The organism is Brachybacterium kimchii (assembly GCF_023373525.1).
Classification (GTDB): Bacteria; Actinomycetota; Actinomycetes; order Actinomycetales; family Dermabacteraceae; genus Brachybacterium; species Brachybacterium kimchii.
On record NZ_CP097218.1, the window covers coordinates 2016719 to 2038152 of the forward strand.

A 21434-nucleotide genomic window follows, 5' to 3' on the forward strand; every position below is an offset into this window, starting at 1 on the left:
TATGTTGGACACCGTTCCTTGCGTTGCTCGACGGGTTAGGGTCGGGCCATGAGCACTGACGACGATGTCCGCCCCGATCCCGCTCGCCCGGTCGCGCCCGCTGAGGGCACGGAGGACGCGAAGAACTCGCCCGCCGAGTCCTCGACGACTCCCGGACCCGGGTCCCCGCGCGTGGGCGTGCTCGGACTGGGGTCCATGGGACTGCCGATGGCCGAGCACCTTCTGCGCGCCCACGGCTCCCTCACCGTCCACTCCCGCACCCCGAAACCGCAGCTCACCGCGCAGGGCGCCCAGTGGGCGGAGACCCCGCGCGAGCTCGCCGAGGCGGTCGACGCGGTCCTCGTGATGCTCCCCGATCTGCCCGATCTCGAGCCGCTGCTGGGCGGCGAGGACGGCCTTCTCGCCTCCGGCGGCGAGATGCTGCTGATGATCGGCTCGACCTCCTCCTCCGTGCAGGTGCGCGAGCTCGGCGAGCGCCTGGCCGCGGAGAGCGACGGCCGTGTGCGCGTGGTCGACTGCCCGGTCTCCGGCGGCGAGGACGGCGCGCGGGCGGGCACGCTCGCGATCATGCTGGGCGGCGCCGAGGACGACGCCGCCGAGGCCGCCCGACTGCTCGCGCCCTGCGGGAACCCGGTGCGCCTGGGACCGCTCGGGGCGGGCGAGGTCGCGAAGTCCTGCAACCAGATGATCGTCAGCGCCACGGCGCTGGCGCTGGGCGAGGTGACGGTGCTCGCCGAGCGCAGCGGCCTCGACCTGGGGACCCTCTTCGAGCTGCTGCAGGGCGGCTACGCGGGCTCGAACCTCATGGCCTCGCGGCGCGAGAAGTTCGTGAGCGGGGACGACTCCCCCTCCGGCGTCGCGAAGTACATGGTCAAGGATCTGCGCTTCGCCGGCGAGATCGCCGAGGCGACCGGCACCCACGGCGCGCTCCTTCCCGCCCTGCGCGCGGCGTTCGACGAGCTCGTCGAGGCGGGCCTGGGCGACCGCGACCTCGCGACCACGCGGCGCTTCACCGAGCAGCGGGGCTGACTGCGCCGGAGCCCACTGCCAGACCCCGCACGCACGGACGGGCGGGCCTCCCGAAGGAGACCCGCCCGTCGTGGCCCGTCGGCCGTCCGGAGACGGCGCCCGGGGCTCCGATCAGAGCTCGCGGAGCGTCACAGCATGCAGCTGACGCAGCCCTCGACCTCGGTGCCCTCGATCGCCATCTGCCGCAGGCGGATGTAGTAGAGGGTCTTGATGCCCTTGCGCCATGCGTAGATCTGCGCCTTGTTGACGTCGCGCGTGGTGGCGGTGTCGGGGAAGAAGAGCGTGAGGCTCAGGCCCTGGTCCACGTGCTTGGTGGCCTCGGCGTAGGTGTCCACGATCTTCTCGTAGCCGATCTCGTACGCGTCCTGGTAGTACTCCAGGTTGTCGTTCGTCATGAACGGCGCCGGGTAGTAGACGCGGCCGATCTTCCCCTCCTTGCGGATCTCGATCTTGGAGACGATCGGGTGGATCGACGAGGTCGAGTGGTTGATGTAGGAGATCGACCCGGTCGGCGGGACCGCCTGCAGGTACGCGTTGTACATGCCGTGGGTCTTCACGTCCTCGCGCAGCTGCTTCCAGTCGTCCTGGCTGGGCAGGTGCACGTTCGAGTTCGCGAACAGCTCGCGGACCTTCGCGGTGCGCGGCTCCCACACCTGGTCCGTGTACTTGTCGAAGTACTCGCCGGTCCCGTACTTCGAGTTCTCGAAGTCGTAGAACGTCTCCCCGAGCTCCTTGGCGAGCCCCATGGAGGCCTTGATGGCCTGGTAGGTGACCGCGTAGAAGTACATGTTCGTGAAGTCCAGGCCCTCGTCGGACCCGTAGAAGATGCCCTCGCGCGCCAGGTAGCCGTGGAGGTTCATCTGCCCCAGGCCGATCGCGTGGGACTTGCGGTTGCCCTCCGCGATCGTGGGCACGGACTCGATGTCCGAGGTGTCCGAGACCGCCGTCAGCGCGCGGATCGCGGTGCTGATCGTGCGCTCGAAGTCCGGGGAGTCCATTGCCTTGGCGATGTTCAGCGACCCCAGGTTGCAGGAGATGTCGCGACCCATCTCGTCGTAGGTGAGGTCGTTGTTCATGTGCGACGGGGTCGCGACCTGCAGGATCTCCGAGCACAGGTTCGAGTGGGTGACCTTGCCGGCGATCGGGTTCGCCTTGTTCACCGTGTCCTCGAACATGATGTACGGGTAGCCGGACTCGAACTGGATCTCCGCGAGGGTCTGGAAGAAGTCGCGGGCCTTGATCTTCTTCTTCGCGATCCGCGGGTTGTCGACCATGTCGCGGTAGTTCTCGGAGATCGACACGTCCGCGTACGGCTTGCCGTACTCGCGCTCCACGTCGTACGGGGAGAACAGGTACATCGGCTCGTTGTTCTTCGCGAGCTCGAAGGTGATGTCGGGGATCACGACACCCAGCGAGAGGGTCTTGATGCGGATCTTCTCGTCCGCGTTCTCGCGCTTGGTGTCCAGGAACCGCATGATGTCCGGGTGGTGCGCGTGGAGGTACACCGCGCCCGCGCCCTGACGCGCACCGAGCTGGTTCGCGTAGGAGAAGGAGTCCTCGAGCAGCTTCATCACGGGGATGACGCCGCTGGACTGGTTCTCGATGTGCTTGATCGGCGCACCGTACTCGCGCAGGTTCGAGAGCAGCAGGGCGACGCCGCCGCCGCGCTTGGACAGCTGCAGCGCCGAGTTGATGCCACGGCCGATGGACTCCATGTTGTCCTCGATGCGCAGCAGGAAGCACGAGACGAGCTCGCCGCGCTGGGCCTTGCCGGCGTTGAGGAACGTGGGGGTCGCGGGCTGGAAGCGGCCGTCGAGCACCTCGTCGACGATCCGGCGGGCCAGCTCCTCGTCACCGCGGGCGAGGGTCAGGGCCACCATGACCACGCGATCCTCGAAGCGCTCGAGGTACCGCTTGCCGTCGAAGGTCTTCAGCGTGTACGAGGTGTAGTACTTGAAGGCGCCCAGGAACGTCGGGAAGCGGAACTTCTTCGCGAAGGCCTGCTCCGACAGCTCCTCGACGAAGTCGAAGGAGTACTGGTCCAGCACCTCGGACTCGTAGTACTCGTTCTCGACGAGGTAGTCGATCTTCTCCCGCAGCGAGTGGAAGAACACCGTGTTGGGGTTCACGTGCTGCAGGAAGTACTCACGGGCGGCGAGACGATCCTTGTCGAACTGGATCTTCCCGTCGGCCCCGTAGAGGTTCAGCATCGCGTTCAGCGCGTGATAGTCGAGGGACTTGTGATGCTCCACCGAAGGCATCTCGGTCAGTGTCGCCAAAACTCTTCCAATCCGTCGTGGACCTGCTGCACGTCTCGCGGCGTGCCCAACAGCTCGAACCTGTACATGTGCGGGACCCGGCACTTCGCCGAGATGATCTCGCCGGCCAGCCCGTAGGCCTCGCCGAAATTCGTGTTCCCCGCGGTGATGACGCCCCGGATCAGATCCCGGTTGCGTTCGTCGTTGAGGAACTTGATGACCTGCTTCGGGACTGCTCCGCGTCCGTTGCCGCCGCCATAGGTCGGCACCATCAGCACGTACTCCTCGTCCATGACGAGGGGATCCTCCGTGCGATGGAGTGGGATCCTGCTGGCCGGCATGTCCAGCTTCTGCACGAAGCGATGGGTGTTGCCGGACACGGAGGAGAAGTAGACGAGGGTTCCCATCCTCCTCACCTCCGCATGATCGGGAGCGCTCAGATGGCTGCGGCGCGGGCGCCCTCGGCGCCGGCGGCCGCCACGGCCTTGATCTTGTCGGGGCGGAAGCCCGACCAGTGGTCCTCACCGGCGACCACGACGGGCGCCTGCACGTAGCCCATCGACTTCACGTGGGCGAGCGCCTCGGCGTCCTCGGTGATGTCGACGACGTCGTAGTCGACGCCCGACTTGGTGAGGGCGCGCTTGGTCGCGTCGCACTGGACGCACATGGGCTTCGAGTACACGGTGATGGCCATCGGGCGATGCCTTTCTCGGTGGGGATCGTGTCGCCGGGGCCCGCGCTGCGGGATCCGGTGTGCGAAGGAGGGTGTGTGGGGCGGGGATCGAAGGGTGTTCGACGAGGTCGTCGAGGGGTTCTCGCGGCCTGCCGAGCGGTGCCCTACGGGATCCGCGCCGACCTCTCCAACACTACACCTAGTGGTGCCCCGACGTCTGCACCACAAGATGTACTGAACTACAAGACTGTTATCCACAATCCGATGGTGACGGACTGTGGATGGACGTGGGTCAGCTGGGGACGAACGCGCATCGTCTGCGCGGATGCTGTGGACAGCGCTGTGGAACGTCCCGATGCACCCCGTCCGACGGTGGACGACGGCACCCCCGCCGACCCGTCGGACAGTGGCGCGCGCCCCGAAAATCGGTATCGGATCGGCGTGTCGTCGGCGTGTCGTGCCGCGCCGCCTCCGGACCGCCCTGCGGGGGCCCTTCGTCCACAGTCGGACGCCCTCTCGGCGTGTCGTCAGAACCTCGCCGGCGGGGCACCCCGACCCGGTGCGACCGAGCGGTCACGGGAAGGATCGACGCCAGATCGTGCCGGGGCCGACGAGCACACCGGGTCATGGTCCGGTCAGCGCCCGGGCAGACATCGAGCGGCGCTGGACGACGTGCGGCACCGTCCCGGGTGCGCGCCCGGCCCACGAGCACGCGGCTCGACATGAGGGCGCAGCTCGACCCCGGAGCACGGGCACTCCGTTCAGGTGCGCGGGGCTCCGGTCAGGAGCGCGGGGGCTCCTCGCCCTCCGTCGGGCCGTCCTCCGCGGCGTCGTCGGCCGCTGCCGCCCAGGCGTCGCCGTCGGCCGGCTCGGTGCGATCGATGCCGGCAGCGGTGGCCTGATGCGGCTCGCCCCCGGACTCGGGGACTGCGGCGCTCGTCGCCTCCGGCTGCGCCGACCGCGCCGCCTCGAGCTGATCGGCGGCCGAGGAGAGGTCCTCGGTCGGTGCCGCGGGCGGGATCTCGCCGGTGCCGGGCACCGGTGTCAGCGGACCGATCCGCACGGAGGTGCTCTCGGCCGACGATGCGGCCGCATCCTCGGCCGATGCGGTCGACGCGGCCGCGGCTTCCGAGCCGTCCGGCTCGGCCACGGAGTCGGCGTCAGAGGCGACGTCGCCGTCGGCGGACGCCTCAGGCGCCGCGACGGGCTCGTCGGAGTCCTCAGCCTCGCCGGGGCCCTCGGTCGTGCCGACGTCCGCCGCCTGTTCCGAGACCTCCTCCTGGTCAGAGGCCTCGTCCTCCGGATCCGCCTCGAGGGATCGTCCGTCGGCCTCGACGAGGGTCCTCAGGACCTCGCGCAGGATCTCGACCTGGGCGAGGGCCTCGGTCGCGCCGGCATGGGGCTCCTTGCCCTTCTCGACGAACTCGTGGAAGGCCTCCCACATGGACTCGGCCGCACCGAGATCGGAGGAGCGGGAGGTGACGACCACGCGGCCGTGCTCCTTCTCGCGCAGGGAGCTGCGCGAGCGCGAGTCCACGAACGACGGCGGCTCGAGCGCGAGGTCGATCCGCTTGCGGGCCGAGAGCACCTCGTAGGTCTCCGAGTACTCGGGGGCGAAGGGGAGGTAGTGCCAGACCAGGCGCACGGGAGCGCCGTCCTCGAGCTCACCCAGCAGCTCGAGCGAACCGGGGATGACGCCCTTGGGCCAGTGGCGCACCGCGGTGAGCTCGGTGAGCGGACCGTAGATGCGCTCGGTGATGGCGAGCTGGTGGGCGATGCCCGTGAGCAGCCCCTTCACGTAGAGGTCGCGATCGCGCTGGGTCGCGCCCTCCCCCGCGCCGGCGACGACGGCCTCCTGCAGGGTCTTGCGGCGCTCCTGGCGCTTCTCGGAGGGCAGGTCATAGGCCGAGGCGGTCACGTGGGCGCGTCCGAACAGGGGGCCGGAGGCGGGCATCAGCACCTCGTGGTCGATCATGCGCACGTCGCGCGCGCGGATGTTCTCGACCACCTCCTCGAGCACCTCGTCGTACTGCTGCGGGTAGGCCATCATCACCAGACGTCGGCCCACGAGCCGCTCGAAGTCGCTGATCCTGGCGACCTCCTGCGCGGAGTACCCCAGCGGGGGCTCGACGAGCACGGGGATCCCGCGCCGCAGCAGCAGGAGGAGATCCTCGACGTGCAGGCCGTCGGTCGCGAGGACCGCCGCATCGAGGGCGACGTCCTTCGCGCGCACGGCGGTGATGAGGTCGGCGACGGTCTCGAAGCGATGCTCCTCCTCGACGCCCCAGACGTCGGCCGATTCGCGCCGACGCCGCGGCGAGTGGTCCACGAGAGCGGTCACCGCGAAGCGGTCCCAGCGGCGGCGCAGCACGGGCAGATGCACGGCCTGCGCCATCGTTCCGGCACCGATGACGGCGATGTTCAGGATCCTCGGCATGCGGGCGGTTCTCCTCGCGGGATGAGCGGGACGGTCAGGTCAGGGGTGGAGCGGGCCGACCAGGAGCCGGAGCGTGCACGGGCGCGCGCGGGCATGCGCGAGGTGCTCGGGCACCGCGTCCACCGCCGTCGGCACGTGCCGCTGTTCTACCACAGCGCGCTGATCCGGATCCTCGTGCGGCCCGCGCGGCGAGGGCGCCGACACAGGGTGTGGGAGGCACGACCGAGCGCCGCTATCGTGGTGCCCGTGCCGTTCCTCTACACGCTCACCCGCCCGTTCCTGGGGCCCATGTTCAGCGCCTATTGGCGCCCCCGCATCACCGGGCTCGAGAACATCCCGCGCACCGGCGCGTTCCTGCTGGCCTCCAACCACCTCGCCAACGTGGACAGCTTCCTCATCCCCGTGGTGTCCCCGCGCATGGTCCGGTTCGTCTCCAAGGACGTGTTCTGGAAGACCGGCGGCCTCAAGGGCCGCATCCAGAAGTGGTTCATGAACTCGGTGGGCACGGTGCCTCTGGACCGCGAGGCGCTGAGCTCCGGCCGGGGCGCGCTCGACGCCGCCCTGGACGTGCTGAAGGCCGGTGAGGGCTTCGGCATCTACCCCGAGGGCTCCCGCAGCCGGGACGGGCTGCTGCACAAGGGCCAGCCGGGCGCGGCCTGGCTCGCCCTCGAGTCCGGCGCCCCCGTCATCCCGCTGGGCCTCGCAGGCACGCAGAACCTGTTCCTGAAGGGCCGGAAGATGCCCACCCGGTACCGTCCCGACATGCGCTTCGGGGCGCCCATCGAGTTCACGGACCTGCCGACGGACCTGAGTGCGGGCGCCCGCCGGCGCCTGGCCACCGATCGGATCATGACCGAGATCCAGCGTCTCTCCGGCCAGGAGTGGGCCCCGGGCGCGCAGCCCCGCGGCGCGGGGACCGGCGCGAGCGCATAGGATCGTTCTCCCCGCCCGACACAGGAGGTCAACGTGGCAGTGGTGGTCGGCTTCATCCCCACCCCGGTGGGATTCGACGCGCTGGACACGGCGCGCACCGCGGCCGAGGAGCGCGGCGGCCCGCTGATCGTGGTCAACGTGGTCAGGCAGGGCGACGAGCAGGATCCCCGCCACGCGAGCGAGGGCGACCTCGATGCGGCGGCGGACCGCCTGCGCGGCTCGGCCGTGCGGGTCGACATCCGCCAGGAGAGCAGCGAGGACGACATCGCCGACGTCCTGCTGGACACCGTCGAGCGTGAGAAGGCCGAGCTGCTGGTGATCGGTCTGCGCCGCGAGCGCGACGTCGCCCGGCACCTGCTGGGCGTCACCCCGCAGAAGCTGCTGCTCTCCGCCCCGTGCGACGTGCTCGTCGTCTGAGGGCTTCCCCCTCGTCCGGGGCTTCCCCCTCGTCCGAGGGCTCTCCGCGCCTCCGCGCGCACCGGACACAGCGAGGCCCGGACCCGATCGCTCGGGTCCGGGCCTCGCCCGTGCGGCGGCGTGCTCTCACGCCGCCGGTGGGATCACTCGGAGCGCGGGTCCGCGCCGGGGACCTGGTCGCCGCCGTTCTCGCGCACGGCCTTCTCGATCCGCTCGCCGACCTCCTGGTCGATGTTCTTCCAGTACTGGAAGGCGTTCGAGAGGACCGGCTCGATCACGGTGGCGAGAGCGCCGGAGACCGTCTCGATGAGACGCTCGCGCTCGCCCTCGTCCATGACGTCGCGGACCAGCGTGTGGGCCTGGCCGAAGTCGTCGTCATCGGAGCGCAGGGTGTAGGCCTGGCGCACCAGGGTGCCGTCGGACTCCCAGCCGTTGTCGACCGGGCCCTGGGCGTCCTGGTACGAGCGCCCGAACGAGTTCGGGGAGTACACCGGGGCGTTGCCGCTGTGGAAGAACTCCATCGAGCCCTCCTTGTCGTAGGAGTTGGTCTCCACGACAGGACGGTTCACGGGCAGCTGGTTGAAGTTGGTGCCCAGGCGGTTGCGCTGCGCGTCCGGGTAGGAGAACACGCGGCCCAGCAGCATCTTGTCGGGCGAGACACCGGTGCCGGGCACGAGGTTCGAGGGGCTGAAGGCGGCCTGCTCGACCTGCGCGAAGTGGTTGACCGGGTTCTGGTTCAGCGTGAAGCGGCCGACGGGGATGCGCGGGTAGTCCTTCTTCGACCAGGTCTTCGTGAGGTCGAAGGGGTTGAAGCGGTAGGTCTTCGCGTCCTCGTAGGGCATGATCTGCACCTCGAGCTTCCAGGACGGGAAGTCGCCGTTCGAGATCGACTCGAAGAGGTCGCGGCGGTGGTAGTCGCCGTCCAGGCCGGCGAGCTCGTCGGCCTCGTCGTTGGTGAGGAACTCCAGGCCCTGCTCGGTGAGGAAGTGGTACTTGACCCAGAACTTCTCGTCGGCCTCGTTGACCCACAGGTAGGTGTGGGAGGAGTAGCCGTTCATGTGGCGCCAGGTCTTGGGCAGGCCGCGGTCGCCCATGAGGTAGGAGACCTGGTGGGCGCTCTCCGGGGAGAGGGTCCAGAAGTCCCACTGCATCGTGTTGTCGCGCAGGCCGGAGTCCGGGGTGCGCTTCTGGGAGTGGATGAAGTCGGGGAACTTCATGGGATCGCGGACGAAGAACACCGGGGTGTTGTTCCCGACGATGTCGAAGTTGCCCTCCTGCGTGTAGAACTTCAGCGCGAAGCCGCGCACGTCACGCCAGGTGTCGGGAGAGCCGAGCTCGCCGGCGACGGTCGAGAACCGCGCGAGCATCGGGGTCTTGGCGCCCTTCTGGAAGAGGCCGGCCTTCGTGTACTGCGAGACGTCCTCGGTGATCTCGAGCTCGCCGAAGGCGCCGGAGCCCTTGGCGTGCGGGCTGCGCTCCGGGATGCGCTCGCGGTCGAAGCGCGCGAGCTTCTCGACGAGGGCGACGTCGTGGAGCATCAGAGGACCGTCGGGGCCGACGGAGAGGGAGTTCGCATCGCTCTCGCGCGGGGCGCCGTTCTCGGTGGACGAGGGGATGGTCGGCGTGGTGTCGCCGGTGGGGTCGAACGTGGTCACGATCTCTCCTTCTCGGGGCGAGCCCCGGCAGCGTTCGCCGGGACGTTGGGGGTCCCGCACCGCTCGGGCGAGAGCGGTGCGGGGGTTCGCAGTTCTTCGCAGTGTTCGACGGATGTCGCTGGGATCGACGGAACTCTGATCAGCAGATCTCAGCCGGCTCCGGCGCCGCTCGGGACCGTGGCCCCGGGAGACGCCGACGCCGTGCGGCATGCGGAGCACACGCCGCGGAACAGCACCTCCGCGACCTCGATCTCGAAACCGTGGTCGTGGGAGGGCGTCAGGCACGGCGCCTCGCCGATCGTGCAGGGCACGTCCTCGAGGCGACCGCACACCCGGCACACCATGTGGTGGTGGTTGTCGTGCCGGTGGATCTCGTAGCGGGCCGCGCTGCGGGCGCCGGTGGCGACGCGGCGCAGCAGGCCCGCATCGGTGAGCGCGTGCAGCACGTCGTAGACGGCCTGGCGCGACACCGTGCCGAGTCGTTCGCGCACCGCGGCGGCGATGTCATCCGCCTCGGCATGCTGACACTCGGCGACGACCGCGAGCGTCGCCAGCCGCGGAGCGGTGACGCGCAGACCCGCGGAACGCAGGTCTTCAGCCATGTCGGTCGTCATGAGTCCAGGCTACTACGTTTTCTGGACCAGATCCAGAAGATGACTGCGTCAAGCCTGTGTCACGCACAACCATCGATGGTTTTCTGACACACCGCGACCCGACCGCCATCTGCGATCGGGTCGCGGACATCATGCGAGCTGTCACCGCACGGGCGGGGTCACTTCCCGGGCTGGCGGCAGATCCACGGGAACGCAGGAGCGATCCAGCAGATCACTGCCTCCTGGTGCAGCGGATCGGATGCGGCGACGCCGCCCTCGAGGGCGCGCTCCCGGGGTGTCTGGACCTGCTGCCCGTCACCGGCGATGACGGCACCCTGGGACTCGGCTGCGGAGGCCGCTCCCGGGATGGCAAGGGCACCGATGCAGAGCGCCGTCGCGGCGAGCAGAGCGGACGTGGGACGCGAGAGGGTACGAAGTGAACGGGACATGGCAGGGCTCCTCAGCAGATCAACCAGGTGGACGGGCCGTCGTCGGCCCTACGACCATGGCCCACCTGCCGCCTGAGCACCGCACTCGGTTCCTGACACAGGAGGAGCCGCGATCGTGCTCGCACACTACGCTGAGCATGATGCGCTCCCAGGGAACCCTTGAGACACGACGCGTCGAGTCGACGGTGAAGACCGGTCGACTCCACGCCCTGTGGGCGCGCGCCCTGAACGGGCTGTTCCGACCCTCGGGCGACATGTCGGGGTCGCTGAGGATCAGTGCCGGAGCGACCGTCGCGATCACCCTCTTCCTCGCGGCCCTCATCGTTCCCTCCACGTTCCCCTACGGCGCGCCGTCGGCTCTCATGGGGATGGGCCTCAGCCTTGCCGGCGGCCTCGCTCTGGTCCGCCCCGTCTCCGGAGGCGTTCTGACCGGCATCGTGCTCAGCCTCGCGCTGATCGATCCGGGCTCGACCCCCGGGCTCGGGGTGCTCGTCTCGCCGATCTCACTCGCCACCTGCGCCGGTGTCGGGAGACTGCTCCCTGCGATCGCGATCGGGGTGTGGCATACCGGCGTCATCACGATCGCCTCGGAGCGGACGGCGCACACGAACGCCGAGCTGTTCGCCAACGCGCTCGTGTGGATCTTCCTGCTCGCAGCCGCCTATCTGCTGGGGGCCATGTGGCGCTCGATGATCGTCCACCTCGCCGCCGAGCGCGCCCGTCACGCCTTCGACCTCGCCGAGCAGAGACGCGCCATCGCGCGCGACCTGCACGACACGGGGGTCCGGGCGATCACCGAGGTCATCCTGCTCGCGGAGACCGCGCAGCACGCCGACGGCGTCTCCCCCGCCGAGGCCGAGGCGTTCGCGAGGATCTCGCGCACCGCTCGCCTCTCGACCGATGAGCTGCGCAGCCTGATGGAGTCGCTGCGCACGGACGCGCCGGTCGACGGGGCGACGGGCCCGACGACCTACGGCGTCACGGTCCACGCGGCGAGCTGGGACGATGCGCTCCAGGCCGCGCGTGATCGGCTGCAGGCCGCGGACTTCACCGTGAATCTCAGCTCGGAGTCCGATGCGCCGGTGCCGCCGTCGGCCACCCCCGTGCTCTCCCGGTGCCTGTGGGAGATCGTGGCCAACGTGATCCGCCACGCCGACAGCGAGTACCCCGTCGCGATCATGTCCGCGACCATGTCGGATGGTGTGGAACTGCTGGTCCGCAATACGATCGACCACGACCCCGTCGTCCGTGTGGACGGCGGCGACGGTCTTCGGGGCCTCGGCGAGCAGCTCGAGGCCGCCGGCGGATCCATCGAGACCCAGCGCGACGGGGACACCTTCCTCACTCGCATCCAGCTCCCCACCGATACCGACCGGTGACGGCCCGACCAACCCTCGCGCCCCATCGCCCCGAGAGGACGACGCCCCTATGATCACCGTGCTGATCTGCGACGACGACCCCATCGTCCGCACAGCCCTCGAGGGCTACCTCGCCCGGGAGGACGACGTGCACGTGGAGCGGTCGGTCGACAGCGCGGAGGCCGCTCTCGAGGTCCTGGACGCGGGGGCGCCCGACGTGGTGCTCATGGACCTCGTGCTGCCGGGCATGGACGGCATCGCCGCGACGCGTCGGATCAGCGCCCGTCCCGGAGCGCCCGCCGTCATGGTGCTCACGACCTTCGGCACCGAGGAGCAGGTCGCGGCGGCGATCGGCGCGGGCGCCGTGGGCTTCCTGCTGAAGTCGACCACCGCTGCGGCCCTCGCCGCGGCCGTGCGCGCGGCGGCGGTGCGCGCGGGGACCGTGATCACCCCGGAGCTCGCTGCGCATCTCGCCCAGACCGCGTCGAAGGAGAGCGGCGACGGCTCGCTCGCCCCGCAGGCCAGCGCCGAGCGCTCCCCCTCCCCCTCCACGCACCCGCAGGACGGCGCCTCGCCGGACGCCGCCGGCGGCTCGATGCCCCTGCCGGTGGCGGCCCCGACGTCGGACGACGCGGACGGGATGCAGGACACCGACGCCGACGCCGCCGCGGCGCGCTTCGCCCTCACCGACCGCGAGCGGGACGTCCTCGAGCTGGTCTGCGAGGCGGAGTCCAACGCGCGGATCGCCGAGCGCCTGAGCCTCTCGGAGTCCACGGTGAAGTCGCACGTCGGCTCCCTGATGACGAAGCTCGACTGCTCCTCGCGCTTGCAGGTCGCCGTGCGCGCGTTCGAGCTGGGGCTCGTCTCCGCTCCGCATCGGCGGGGCTGACTCCACCGCACCGGCGGGAACGGCCCTGCCGCATCGGGCCTCGGATGCAGAGAACGGCCCCACCCGAACCGGGTGGGGCCGTTCGTCATGCTCCGTGCGGAGCCGCCTGCCGGAATCGAACCGGCGACCTATTCATTACGAGTGAATCGCTCTACCGACTGAGCTAAGGCGGCGCATCCGCAGCGCACTGCGGACCTGACCACTCTACGAGAACTCGACCGGGGGGCGCAAAGCGGAGCCGTGAGCGACGCGCCACACTGACGGCGCGCCATCGTCGCCCGTCAGCAGGTCAGACCCTTCTCCGGCGAGGTGCCGTCCACGAGGTAGGCGTCCACGGCGTCCTCGACGCAGCCGCCGCTGCGGCCGTAGGCGGTGTGGCCGTCGCCGTCGAAGGTGATGAGCGTCGAGTTGTCGAGCTGGGAGTCGAGGCTCTTCGCCCACGCGTACGGGGTCGCGGGGTCGCGGGTCGTGCCGATCACGACGATCTGGTCGCTCCCCTTCGCGTGGACCTCCGCGGGCTCGCGCAGCGGCTTGACCGGCCAGGTGTCGCACATGGCCTGCGAGTAGTCGGTCATCCCCGCGGCCGGGTACTCCTTCAGCAGCCGCGCGCTCTCCTGCTTCTGCCAGTCCAGGGAGGCGACGCCGGGGTGGTCCAGGCAGTTCACGGCGTTGATCGCGTACAGGTCGTTGCCCTTGTAGCTGCCGTCGTCCTGGCGGCCGGCGGAGAGGTCGGCGAGCGCGAGCAGGGTCGAGCCGTCGCCGTCGGAGGCGTCGCTGAGCGCCTGCACGCCCAGGCTCCAGTACTCGTCGCTGTACATCACCATCTGCACGCCGGCGGTCGCGAGCGCACCGGTGAGCGGACGGTCGGGGTCCTTGGTGCTGATCGGGTCGTCGGAGATCGAGTCGAGGAGGGCGGTGAGCTCCTTCGTGGCCTCCTCGGGCGTGGAGCCCGTGAGCGGGCAGTCGTCGCGCGCGACGCAGAACTTCGCGAACTGCTCGGTGGCCTGCTGGAAGCCCTTCGCCTGGCCCTCGACGATCTGGTCGCCGGTGAGGCTCGGATCCATGACGCCGTCGAGCACGAAGCGGCCCACGCGGTCCGGGTAGAGGTCGGCGTAGGTCGCCCCCAGGTAGGTGCCGTAGGAGAAGCCCAGGTAGTTCAGGGAGTCGTCGCCGACAGCCGACCGCAGCACGTCCATGTCCCGCGCGGCGGAATAGGTGTCGAGGTACGGAAGCAGATCGCCGGAGTCCTTCTCGCAGGCGTCGGAGATCTTCTGCATCCAGTCCAGGGACTTCTGCAGCCCCTCGGGCGTGCCGCCGTCGTAGGTGTCCGCGCGGTACTCGTCGGTCTGCGAGTCGTCGAGGCACTCGATGCCCTCGGAGCGGGAGACGCCCCGGGGGTCGAAGCTGATGAGGTCGTAGTTCTCGCGGACCTTCTGGCTGAACAGGTAGTCCGCGCTCTGGGCGAGGAAGTCGACGCCCGAGCCGCCGGGGCCGCCCGGGTTCGTCAGCAGCGACCCCTTCGCCTCGCCGGTCGCCGGCAGGCGCACGAGCGAGATCTCGACATCGCCCGCGCTTGGGTCGTCCCAGACCTTGGGGACCTTCACCGTCGCGCACTGCAGGCCCTGCACGGCGGCCTCGTCGAGCACGTCCTGCCCGCAGCCCTCCCAGACGGCGTCCTGGCCGTAGAAGTCCGCGTAGGCGGAATCCTCCGCGGGGTCCGACGGCAGGTCCTGCGCGTGGGACGTGCCGAGCTCGGCGAGCGCAGTGTTCGCGTCGCCCGAACCGCCGCTCGCCGAGCCGCCGTCGCTCGAAGCGCCCGAGTCCGAGGCGCCCGAGCGCCCGTCGGCCCCGTCCTCTCCCCCGTCCAGCAGGCTGCATCCGGAGACCAGGAGGGCCGTCGCGGCGGCGCCGGCGAGAACGCGCAGGGCGCCTCGGCGCGATCGGGTGCGCTGCATGGGGAAGCTCCTGGGGTGGGGTGCGGGGTGCCCGCCCATCCTAGGGGCGGGCACCCCGCGGAAGCCCGTTCAGACGGGCCTTTCGGACGCCGGGTCAGCCGATCTCCCGGCGGGCCCAGCGCACGCCGCCGGCGACGAGCGGGATGAGGATCAGCAGCACGATCGCGCCGATCGCGGAGGCGGTCACGTTGCCGCGGGCGAGGGTGTCCGCGGAGCTCGTGAGGTCGACGTAGCGCATGACCTCCGCGACGGTCTCCGAGCCGAGCACGGCCACCATGGAGGTCGCGACGGTGACCACGAAGGGCAGCACGACCGAGATGACCATCGCCAGCGCGGTGCCCTGCAGCAGAGCCGCGCACGCGGCGGCGAACAGGGTGCCCAGCAGCAGCTCGAGACCGGTGCTGCGCAGCGTGCTGCCGACGTTCTCGAACGTGGACCCGTCGCCCGAGATGCCGCCCACGAGCGAGGCGAGGCCCAGGGCGGCGCCGAGACCGACAGCGGTGACGACGAGCGCGATGATCAGCGCGGCGACGATCTTGGACAGCAGCACGCCGGTGCGGCGCGGGCGCTGGAGGAAGGTCTGCTGGATCGCGCCGGGCCACTCCCCGACCACGGTGAGCACCGTGAGCACGGGCAGGACGACGCCGAGGACGAGGCCGACCGCGATGATCCCGCCGTAGGCGATCACCGGCGAGTCCTCGAGGAGCAGCGGCTGCAGGGCGGTCGAGAGCAGGGCCATGCCGAGCACGGCGACGGCGCTGACGATGAGCAGGATGCGCATGGCCAGGGTGTCGAGCACCTGGCGCAGGTCCAGCAGCGGTCGGAAGGTGCCGGGGCCGGAGGCGCCGGCGGAGGTGCCGGCGGTGGCGAGCGCAGAGGATGCGGTGGTCATGATCAGGCCTCCTGGGAGGTGGTCGGTGCGGCGGCTGCGGCAGTCGCCGGGGCGGGGCGCGGCGCCTGGCCGTCCTCGGTGAGGGAGAAGAAGACGTCCTCGAGGGAGCCGTCGCTCAGACGCTGCAGCTCGGTGAGGACGAGGCCGTGCTCGAGGGCCAGACGGCCGACGTCGGCCGGCTCGAGGGCGAGGGTGAAGGAGCCGTCGCTGCCGCGGGTGGCGCCGACGCCGCTGGCCTCGACCGCGCGGCCCAGGGACTCGGGATCGAGGGCCGCGACGCGGGTGCCGCCCTGGGCGGTGACGTCCTCGAGGCTGCCCTCGGCGACGAGCCGACCGTGGGCGATCATCGCGACGCGGTCCACGGTGGCCTGCACCTCGGCGAGCTGGTGGCTCGAGAGCAGCACGGTGCCGCCGGCGTCGGCGAAGGAGCGCAGGAGCCGGCGCATCCAGCGGATGCCCTCGGGGTCCAGACCGTTCGCGGGCTCGTCGAGGATGAGCGCGGCGGGGTCGCCGATGAGGGCGACGCCGATGCCGAGCCGCTGCCGCATGCCGTAGGAGTACCCGCGCACGCGCTTGCGGCCGGCCCCGGACAGGCCCACCATCTCCAGGACCTCGTCGGCGCGGGAGGTGCGCATGCCGCAGGTGCGGGCGGCCAGGCGCAGGGTCTCCAGGCCGGTGCGGCCGGGGTGCAGGGTGCGCGCGTCGAGCATGACGCCGATGACGCGGCCGGGCTGCGGGATCGCGCGGAAGGACATGCCGCCCACGAGCGCCGTGCCCGAGTCGGCCTCGGCGAGGCCGGTGAGGATCCGCAGGGTCGTGGACTTCCCGGCGCCGTTGGGGCCGAGGAAGCCGGTCACCGTGCCGGGTTCGCACAGCAGGTCGAGGCCGTCGACGGCCGTCTGCTCTCCGTAGGTCTTGCGCAGGGACTCGATGCGCAGGTCGACGCTCGCGTCGCTCCGACGGGTCCCTGCGGGCTCGGTGCCGCGAGCCTCGGTGGGGGTGCTGGTGGTGGTCATGGCTCCACCCTGTCGGCCGCGGGGCCGGGCGCGGATCCTCCCGCGGGTCCGACGGCGACCGACTTTGGTCGCCTCGCCCGACGGCGCGGGGTCGACCGAAGGTACGGCCGGACGGGACCGTCGCTCCCCGGCCGGTCGGACCGGCGCGCTCCCGGCCGGAGGCGCCGTCGGCCCTGGTTACAGTGGCCCGATGGAGGAGTGCGGATGAGGCGGCGGGCGGCATCGGACGAGCGCGCCGCGCGCGGGGCCGGGGCCGAGGTCCGCGACCGCGACGGCGCCGGATGGATCGGGCACGTCTGGGTCGATGTCGTGCTCGTGATCGCCGTGCTCGCCGAGGGGGTCGGGCGCGCCGTCTGGCACGTGCCCTTCAGCCATGGCGACGACCCGGTCGCGATCGGGGTGGGCGTCCTCGCGGGGCTCGCGCTGCTCGCGCGGCGCCGCACCTGGCGCTGGCTGCTGCCGCTCGTGCTCGTGGTCAACGTGCTGGGCGCCTCCCAGGTGGTGCTCGCGATCGCCTCCTTCGCGCTCGCCGGGCGCCTGCGGGGACGCTGGCAGCCGCTCGGGGCGATGGCCCTCGCGGTGCTCACGGGCGTGCTCCCCCACCTCGCGAACCCGCTGCGCCCCGCGGTGGCGGGCGCGCTGGTGAGCGGCCTGGTCGCGGCGATCGCGGCGGTCGTCGGGATGTACCTGCGGGCCCGCGCCGACCTGCTCGCGGAGCTCACGGCGCGCGCGGAGGAGGCCGAGCACCGCCGGTCGACGGCCGAGCAGGACGCCCGGCGTGCCGAGCGCACGCGCATCGCCCGGGAGATGCACGACATCGTCGCGCACAAGATCTCGCTGGTCGCGCTGCAGGCCGGCGCCCTCGAGGTCAACCAGAACCTCGAGCGCGAGGAGGTCTCGCGCTCGGCCGGGCTGATCCGGCAGACCGCGGCCGACGCCCTCTCCGAGCTGCGCGAGGTGCTCGGCGTGCTGCGCGGCGAGGAGGAGGCCGCCCCGCTGAACCCGCAGCCCACCTGGGAGGACGTGCGGCGCCTCGTGGAGTCGACGAAGGAGGCCGGGGTGCAGGTCGAGCTGTTCGACTTCATCGACGACCCGGTCCCCGACGCCCTCGCCCGCACCGCCTACCGGGTGGTGCAGGAGGGGCTGACGAACATCCACAAGCACGCCCGGCACACGCGGGCGCGGATCGCGCTGATCGGCGAGCCGGGCGACGACCTGCTCATCGAGATCAGTAATGTGCTCCCGAAGGGGTTCACGACGGATCTGCCCGGGGCGCGGATGGGTCTCTCGGGCATCGAGACGCGGGTGACGCATGCCGGCGGCACGATCACGTCGGGCCCCACGGACGACGGACGTTTCGAGGTGAAGGCGGTGATCCCGTGGCCGATTCCGCAGGGGTGAACGAGAGCTCGGCGAGCACCGGGGTGAAGAGGATCGCCCTGGTCGACGACGACTCGCTGGTGAGGGCGGGGCTCGCGATGATCCTGGGCGCGGATAGGGGCATCGAGGTCGTCGGCGAGGGGTCCGACGGCAACCAGGCGGTCACGCTCGTGCAGAAGCACCGGCCCGACGTGCTGCTGATGGACGTGCGCATGCCGGGCATGGACGGCATCGCCGCGACGCGGGCGGTGTGCGCGCAGTCGGAGCCGCCGAAGATCATCATGCTCACGACCTTCGACATGGACGAGTACGTCTTCGAGGCGCTCGAGGCCGGGGCCAGCGGGTTCCTGCTCAAGGACACTCCCCCGCAGGACCTGATCCGCGCCGTGCACGTGGTCGCCCAGGGGGACGCGATGCTCGCTCCCACGGTCACCCGTCGCATGCTCTCGCACTTCTCGCAGTCCAATCCCGGGACGCGCAGCGCCGAGCACGACGGCCTGGATCAGCTCACCGAGCGCGAGACGGAGGTGCTGGGGGCCGTCGGCGCCGGGCTGTCGAACGCGCAGATCGGCGAGCGCCTGTTCATGAGCGAGGCCACTGTGAAGGCGCACGTGTCGAAGATCTTCGCGAAGCTCGACTGCTCGAACCGCGTGCAGATCGCGATCATCGCCCACGAGGCCGGGCTCAGCGAGGGCCTCGACGCCCCTGAGTGAGCTCGCCGTCCGAGAGCGGCGCCGACGGCTCAGCCCCAGCCGAGCTCGTGCAGGCGCGACTCGGAGAGACCGAACAGGTGGCCGAGCTCGTGGAGCACGGTCACCCGGATCTCGGCGACGAGCGCCTCGCGGCTCGCGCTCACGCGCTGCAGGGGCCCGCGGAAGATGAGGATCCGATCGGGCTCGATGTAGCTGTCGAAGACGCTGCGCTGGTCCAGCGGGATGCCGTGGTAGATGCCCAGCAGCTCGGTGGCCTGGTGGCCGTCGCGCGCGGGATCGGGCTCCTCCTCGATGAGGATCACGACGTTCGACTCGGCGATCAGGCGCGCGGTCTCGTCCGGGAGCGAGTCGAGGGCGTCGTCGACGGCCTCCTCGAAGTCCTCGCGGGTGATGGCGATCATGCGCTCATCGAACCATTGCGGCCTGTGCCCGTGCCGCCCGGGGCGGGATCGAGCGGGGCGACATCGAGCGCGGCGGGATCGAGCGCTGCGGCATCGAGCGCGGCGAGCACCTCGCGTCCGCGCTCGGTGCGCGGGAACTCCTCGACGATGCGCGCGAGCTCCTCCCGGTCGGCGGCCGCGCCGAAGGCGCCCGCGAAGGGCTGCAGCCGCACGCCGCTGCGCAGGTCGCCGATCAGGAGCGGGTCGAAGCCGAGGGCGTCGACGATGCGCGCGGTCCGGTCGGCGTCGGCCGGGGCTCCCGCGATCGCGATCGCGAGGCGATCGGGTGCCCCGGCGGGGCGAGCCCTCTCGTCGAGGTCGTGGTAGCCCATGTGGTTCAGCGCCTTCACGACGCGGGCCTCCACCAGATGCTCCTGGACGAGCTCGCTCGTGGAGGCGGCCGGTCCGCCGAGCTCCTCGCTGATGCCGTCGGTCTCCCACCAGTGGTTCATCGCGTCGATCACGAGCGCGCCGCGCAGGGCGTCCGCCGGCAGTTCGCGGAACCTGCCCAGGGGCAGGGCGAGGATCACGGCGTCGGCGTCGCGAGCGGCCTCCTCGGGGCGCACCGCACGCGCACCGGGGGCGAGCACCGAGGTGATCAGGGCGATCGCCGCCGGGTCCCCGGATCCGGAGATCAGCACCTCGTACCCGGCCTCGAGCGCGCGGCGGGCGAGGACCGTGCCCACCTTCCCCGCGCCGAGGATCCCGAGGGTGCGGATCGGCGCGGAGGACCCTGCGCTGTCCGCGCTCATGCCGCTCCGTCCTCGCCCGATCGCTCGGACTCGGCGAGCATCTCGCGGACCATCGGCACCACCTGCGACCCGTAGAGCTCGACGGACTGGCGGCGCAGCGAGGGCAGGCTCTGCCCCGCGGTGTAGATGAAGTCGAAGCGCTGGACGTCCAGGGCGCGGATGTTGCGCACCATCTTCTCGGCGACCGTGCGGGGAGAGCCCACGTACAGCGCGCCGTGCTCGACCTCCTGGAGGAAGTGCTCCTCGGTCATGGCGGGCCAGCCGCGCTCGGCGCCGAGGCGGGCGTTGTGGGCCCGGTACGCCGGCCAGTACTCCTCGAGGGCCTGCTCGTCGGTGGCGGCGATGTGCCCGTGGGAGTGCATGCCGACCTGCTGCCGCGGGACGCCGAGCTGGTCGGCCGCGCGGTGGAAGAGGTCCACGTACGGGGCGAAGCGCTGGGGCTCGCCGCCGATGATCGCGAGCATGAGAGGAAGGCCGTGGGCGGCGGTGCGGACGACGGACTGCGGGGAGCCGCCGACGCCGATCCAGGTGGGGATCCCGCCCTCGTGGTCGGTGCGCGGGTGGACCTGCGCATCCTGGAGGCCGGGACGCGTGCTCCCGGACCAGGTGACGGGCTGCTCCTTCATGAGCTCGATCCACATGCCGAGCTTCTCCTCGAAGAGCACCTCGTAGTCCTCCAGGGAGTACCCGAACAGCGGGAAGGACTCGGTGAACGACCCGCGGCCGAGGATGACCTCGGCGCGTCCCTCGGAGAGGGCGTCCACGGTCGCGAAGCGCTGGTAGACGCGCACGGGATCGTCGGAGCTGAGGACCGTGACGGCGCTCGAGAGATGGATGTCCTGCGTGCGCGTGGCGAGGCCCGCGAGCAGGGTCTCCGGGGCGGAGATCGCGTAGTCGTCGCGGTGGTGCTCGCCGACGGCGAAGACGTCGAGCCCCGTCTGGTCCGCGATGATCCCCTCCTCGAGGACGTGCCGGAGCGACGCGGCCTCGCCGAGGGTCCGCCCCTTCTCATCGACCATGACGTCCCCGAAGGTGTCGACGCCGAGCGTGATCCGGTCCATGTGCTCTCCTCCTCGTGCCGCGGGATCCCAGCCTGATGCCGGTTCGTTGACAGGTCAACTATTTCGCGGGGCCGCTTCTTCCCTCAGCACCCTCGATGTCGCGTACGCCGCATCGCCCCGGAAGGCGGTCGCGGCCGTCGCGGGGCGATCGGTATGCTTCCCCCGGGCCCCCATCGTCTAGCGGCCCAGGACACTGGCCTTTCACGCCGGCGACACGGGTTCGAATCCCGTTGGGGGTACGACTGGACGGCTCCGGATCCGGGGTCGGGACCACCGCCGCGAGCACCGGGAACGGGCACTGCGAGGTGTTTCACAGGCCGAGTGGTCGAGGGCCCAGAAAAGGTCCGGTAGAGTTGTCCAGGTCGGAAACGCGAGAGCGCGGACGACGAGAATGGCCCTGTAGCTCAGTTGGTTAGAGTGCCGCCCTGTCACGGCGGAGGTCGCCGGTTCAAGCCCGGTCAGGGTCGCCCCGCACGAGAGGCCCCGGAGCAGATGCTCCGGGGCCTCTCGCCGTCTCGGCCGTCGCGTCCGCAT

20 protein-coding genes and 3 tRNA genes are annotated in these 21434 nt (G+C 70.9%); 9 read left to right on the top strand and 14 right to left on the bottom strand.

The genetic code is table 11. The annotated features are described in order from the left end of the window. The first annotated feature begins 48 nt into the window (after nucleotides 1–48). Nucleotides 49–1029, top strand: coding sequence for an NAD(P)-dependent oxidoreductase (locus M4486_RS09555; RefSeq protein ID WP_283257973.1), 981 nt, complete (start codon nucleotides 49–51; stop codon nucleotides 1027–1029). Between the two features lie 128 nt (nucleotides 1030–1157). On the opposite strand, the gene nrdE is transcribed toward M4486_RS09555, so the two are convergent. The 4 genes from nrdE to M4486_RS09575 all read right to left on the bottom strand — a co-directional run bounded on the left by nrdE (nucleotide 1158) and on the right by M4486_RS09575 (nucleotide 6397). Beyond that, on the bottom strand, nucleotides 1158–3290 hold the full coding sequence (nrdE, locus tag M4486_RS09560; protein ID WP_249480909.1) for a class 1b ribonucleoside-diphosphate reductase subunit alpha: 2133 nt from the start codon (nucleotides 3288–3290) through the stop codon (nucleotides 1158–1160). A gap of 5 nt (nucleotides 3291–3295) precedes the next feature. Next, entirely contained in the window at nucleotides 3296–3694 is a 399-nt protein-coding gene (gene nrdI, locus M4486_RS09565) for a class Ib ribonucleoside-diphosphate reductase assembly flavoprotein NrdI (protein WP_200502729.1), read from the bottom strand. 29 nt (nucleotides 3695–3723) lie between these two features. After that, nucleotides 3724–3981 (bottom strand): glutaredoxin-like protein NrdH, encoded by a 258-nt coding sequence (gene nrdH, locus M4486_RS09570; protein WP_200502733.1) that lies wholly within the window; start codon nucleotides 3979–3981, stop codon nucleotides 3724–3726. 760 nt (nucleotides 3982–4741) lie between these two features. Further along, the gene (locus tag M4486_RS09575; RefSeq protein ID WP_249480910.1) at nucleotides 4742–6397 is read right to left on the bottom strand and encodes a Gfo/Idh/MocA family oxidoreductase; all 1656 of its coding nucleotides are present in this window, start codon (nucleotides 6395–6397) and stop codon (nucleotides 4742–4744) included. 21 nt (nucleotides 6398–6418) lie between these two features. Here M4486_RS09575 and M4486_RS09580 point away from each other — a divergent pair, with 21 nt between their 5' ends. After that, nucleotides 6419–7330 carry a lysophospholipid acyltransferase family protein gene (locus tag M4486_RS09580; protein ID WP_249480911.1) on the top strand — a complete coding sequence of 304 codons (912 nt, stop codon included), beginning with the start codon at nucleotides 6419–6421 and terminating at the stop codon, nucleotides 7328–7330. A gap of 33 nt (nucleotides 7331–7363) precedes the next feature. After that, nucleotides 7364–7747, top strand: a complete 384-nt coding sequence (locus M4486_RS09585) for a universal stress protein (protein WP_152352165.1) — start codon at nucleotides 7364–7366, stop codon at nucleotides 7745–7747. Between the two features lie 143 nt (nucleotides 7748–7890). On the opposite strand, the gene M4486_RS09590 is transcribed toward M4486_RS09585, so the two are convergent. The 3 genes from M4486_RS09590 to M4486_RS09600 all read right to left on the bottom strand — a co-directional run bounded on the left by M4486_RS09590 (nucleotide 7891) and on the right by M4486_RS09600 (nucleotide 10444). Continuing rightward, nucleotides 7891–9402, bottom strand: a complete 1512-nt coding sequence (locus M4486_RS09590) for a catalase (protein ID WP_249480912.1) — start codon at nucleotides 9400–9402, stop codon at nucleotides 7891–7893. 149 nt (nucleotides 9403–9551) lie between these two features. Further along, on the bottom strand, nucleotides 9552–10016 hold the full coding sequence (locus tag M4486_RS09595; protein ID WP_249480913.1) for a Fur family transcriptional regulator: 465 nt from the start codon (nucleotides 10014–10016) through the stop codon (nucleotides 9552–9554). Between the two features lie 158 nt (nucleotides 10017–10174). Then, complete coding sequence (locus M4486_RS09600; protein WP_249480914.1) at nucleotides 10175–10444, bottom strand: hypothetical protein; 270 nt, start codon at nucleotides 10442–10444, stop codon at nucleotides 10175–10177. 137 nt (nucleotides 10445–10581) lie between these two features. Between M4486_RS09600 and M4486_RS09605 the strand changes: the two genes are divergently transcribed. Both M4486_RS09605 and M4486_RS09610 read left to right on the top strand, forming a co-directional pair. Then, nucleotides 10582–11823: a histidine kinase gene (locus M4486_RS09605; protein WP_249480915.1), complete on the top strand. Its 1242-nt coding sequence runs from the start codon at nucleotides 10582–10584 to the stop codon at nucleotides 11821–11823. 49 nt (nucleotides 11824–11872) lie between these two features. After that, the gene (locus M4486_RS09610; RefSeq protein WP_249480916.1) at nucleotides 11873–12691 is read left to right on the top strand and encodes a response regulator transcription factor; all 819 of its coding nucleotides are present in this window, start codon (nucleotides 11873–11875) and stop codon (nucleotides 12689–12691) included. A gap of 100 nt (nucleotides 12692–12791) precedes the next feature. Here the strand turns inward: M4486_RS09610 and M4486_RS09615 are convergent. From M4486_RS09615 to M4486_RS09630, 4 genes are all read right to left on the bottom strand, one after another. Beyond that, nucleotides 12792–12864: transfer RNA gene (locus M4486_RS09615), tRNA-Thr, on the bottom strand. Between the two features lie 108 nt (nucleotides 12865–12972). Beyond that, nucleotides 12973–14646, bottom strand: coding sequence for an alpha/beta hydrolase (locus M4486_RS09620; RefSeq protein ID WP_249480917.1), 1674 nt, complete (start codon nucleotides 14644–14646; stop codon nucleotides 12973–12975). Between the two features lie 94 nt (nucleotides 14647–14740). Further along, complete coding sequence (locus tag M4486_RS09625; RefSeq protein ID WP_249480918.1) at nucleotides 14741–15538, bottom strand: hypothetical protein; 798 nt, start codon at nucleotides 15536–15538, stop codon at nucleotides 14741–14743. A 2-nt stretch (nucleotides 15539–15540) separates the two neighbouring features. Further along, nucleotides 15541–16554, bottom strand: coding sequence for an ABC transporter ATP-binding protein (locus M4486_RS09630; protein ID WP_249480919.1), 1014 nt, complete (start codon nucleotides 16552–16554; stop codon nucleotides 15541–15543). A gap of 204 nt (nucleotides 16555–16758) precedes the next feature. Between M4486_RS09630 and M4486_RS09635 the strand changes: the two genes are divergently transcribed. Together M4486_RS09635 and M4486_RS09640 are read left to right on the top strand one after the other, a co-directional pair. After that, nucleotides 16759–17955 (top strand): sensor histidine kinase, encoded by a 1197-nt coding sequence (locus M4486_RS09635; protein WP_249480920.1) that lies wholly within the window; start codon nucleotides 16759–16761, stop codon nucleotides 17953–17955. Further along, nucleotides 17934–18647, top strand: coding sequence for a response regulator (locus M4486_RS09640; RefSeq protein WP_283257974.1), 714 nt, complete (start codon nucleotides 17934–17936; stop codon nucleotides 18645–18647). The genes M4486_RS09635 and M4486_RS09640 overlap by 22 nt, the downstream gene beginning before the upstream one ends. 29 nt (nucleotides 18648–18676) lie before the next feature. Here the strand turns inward: M4486_RS09640 and M4486_RS09645 are convergent, their stop codons facing one another. From M4486_RS09645 to M4486_RS09655, 3 genes are read right to left on the bottom strand one after another with little or no spacing between them, the layout of a single operon-like run. Further along, a complete protein-coding gene (locus tag M4486_RS09645; RefSeq protein WP_152352175.1) occupies nucleotides 18677–19048 on the bottom strand; it encodes a metallopeptidase family protein in 372 nt (123 codons plus the stop codon). Beyond that, the gene (locus M4486_RS09650; RefSeq protein WP_249480921.1) at nucleotides 19045–19839 is read right to left on the bottom strand and encodes an NADPH-dependent F420 reductase; all 795 of its coding nucleotides are present in this window, start codon (nucleotides 19837–19839) and stop codon (nucleotides 19045–19047) included. The genes M4486_RS09645 and M4486_RS09650 overlap by 4 nt, the downstream gene beginning before the upstream one ends. Further along, on the bottom strand, nucleotides 19836–20900 hold the full coding sequence (locus M4486_RS09655) for an Atu2307/SP_0267 family LLM class monooxygenase (RefSeq protein ID WP_249480922.1): 1065 nt from the start codon (nucleotides 20898–20900) through the stop codon (nucleotides 19836–19838). Before M4486_RS09655 ends, M4486_RS09650 begins: the two co-directional genes overlap by 4 nt. A 166-nt stretch (nucleotides 20901–21066) precedes the next feature. Here M4486_RS09655 and M4486_RS09660 point away from each other — a divergent pair. Both M4486_RS09660 and M4486_RS09665 read left to right on the top strand, forming a co-directional pair. Next, nucleotides 21067–21139, top strand: a tRNA-Glu gene (locus tag M4486_RS09660). Between the two features lie 154 nt (nucleotides 21140–21293). After that, nucleotides 21294–21367 (top strand) — tRNA-Asp (locus tag M4486_RS09665). Nucleotides 21368–21434: the final 67 nt, after the last annotated feature.

What these genes read in the sequence shown, in the direction of transcription:
- M4486_RS09620 (WP_249480917.1), bottom strand. Translation starts at nt 14,646, where the DNA reads ATGCAGCGCACCCGATCGCGCCGAGGCGCCCTGCGCGTTCTCGCCGGC.
- M4486_RS09610 (WP_249480916.1), top strand. Translation starts at nt 11,873, where the DNA reads ATGATCACCGTGCTGATCTGCGACGACGACCCCATCGTCCGCACAGCC.
- M4486_RS09580 (WP_249480911.1), top strand. Translation starts at nt 6,419, where the DNA reads ATGAGCGGGACGGTCAGGTCAGGGGTGGAGCGGGCCGACCAGGAGCCG.
- M4486_RS09625 (WP_249480918.1), bottom strand. Translation starts at nt 15,538, where the DNA reads ATGACCACCGCATCCTCTGCGCTCGCCACCGCCGGCACCTCCGCCGGC.
- M4486_RS09635 (WP_249480920.1), top strand. Translation starts at nt 16,759, where the DNA reads ATGAGGCGGCGGGCGGCATCGGACGAGCGCGCCGCGCGCGGGGCCGGG.
- M4486_RS09655 (WP_249480922.1), bottom strand. Translation starts at nt 20,900, where the DNA reads ATGGACCGGATCACGCTCGGCGTCGACACCTTCGGGGACGTCATGGTC.
- M4486_RS09650 (WP_249480921.1), bottom strand. Translation starts at nt 19,839, where the DNA reads ATGAGCGCGGACAGCGCAGGGTCCTCCGCGCCGATCCGCACCCTCGGG.
- nrdI (WP_200502729.1), bottom strand. Translation starts at nt 3,694, where the DNA reads ATGGGAACCCTCGTCTACTTCTCCTCCGTGTCCGGCAACACCCATCGC.
- M4486_RS09555 (WP_283257973.1), top strand. Translation starts at nt 49, where the DNA reads ATGAGCACTGACGACGATGTCCGCCCCGATCCCGCTCGCCCGGTCGCG.
- M4486_RS09600 (WP_249480914.1), bottom strand. Translation starts at nt 10,444, where the DNA reads ATGTCCCGTTCACTTCGTACCCTCTCGCGTCCCACGTCCGCTCTGCTC.
- M4486_RS09630 (WP_249480919.1), bottom strand. Translation starts at nt 16,554, where the DNA reads ATGACCACCACCAGCACCCCCACCGAGGCTCGCGGCACCGAGCCCGCA.
- nrdE (WP_249480909.1), bottom strand. Translation starts at nt 3,290, where the DNA reads ATGCCTTCGGTGGAGCATCACAAGTCCCTCGACTATCACGCGCTGAAC.
- nrdH (WP_200502733.1), bottom strand. Translation starts at nt 3,981, where the DNA reads ATGGCCATCACCGTGTACTCGAAGCCCATGTGCGTCCAGTGCGACGCG.
- M4486_RS09575 (WP_249480910.1), bottom strand. Translation starts at nt 6,397, where the DNA reads ATGCCGAGGATCCTGAACATCGCCGTCATCGGTGCCGGAACGATGGCG.
- M4486_RS09605 (WP_249480915.1), top strand. Translation starts at nt 10,582, where the DNA reads ATGATGCGCTCCCAGGGAACCCTTGAGACACGACGCGTCGAGTCGACG.
- M4486_RS09595 (WP_249480913.1), bottom strand. Translation starts at nt 10,016, where the DNA reads ATGACGACCGACATGGCTGAAGACCTGCGTTCCGCGGGTCTGCGCGTC.
- M4486_RS09645 (WP_152352175.1), bottom strand. Translation starts at nt 19,048, where the DNA reads ATGATCGCCATCACCCGCGAGGACTTCGAGGAGGCCGTCGACGACGCC.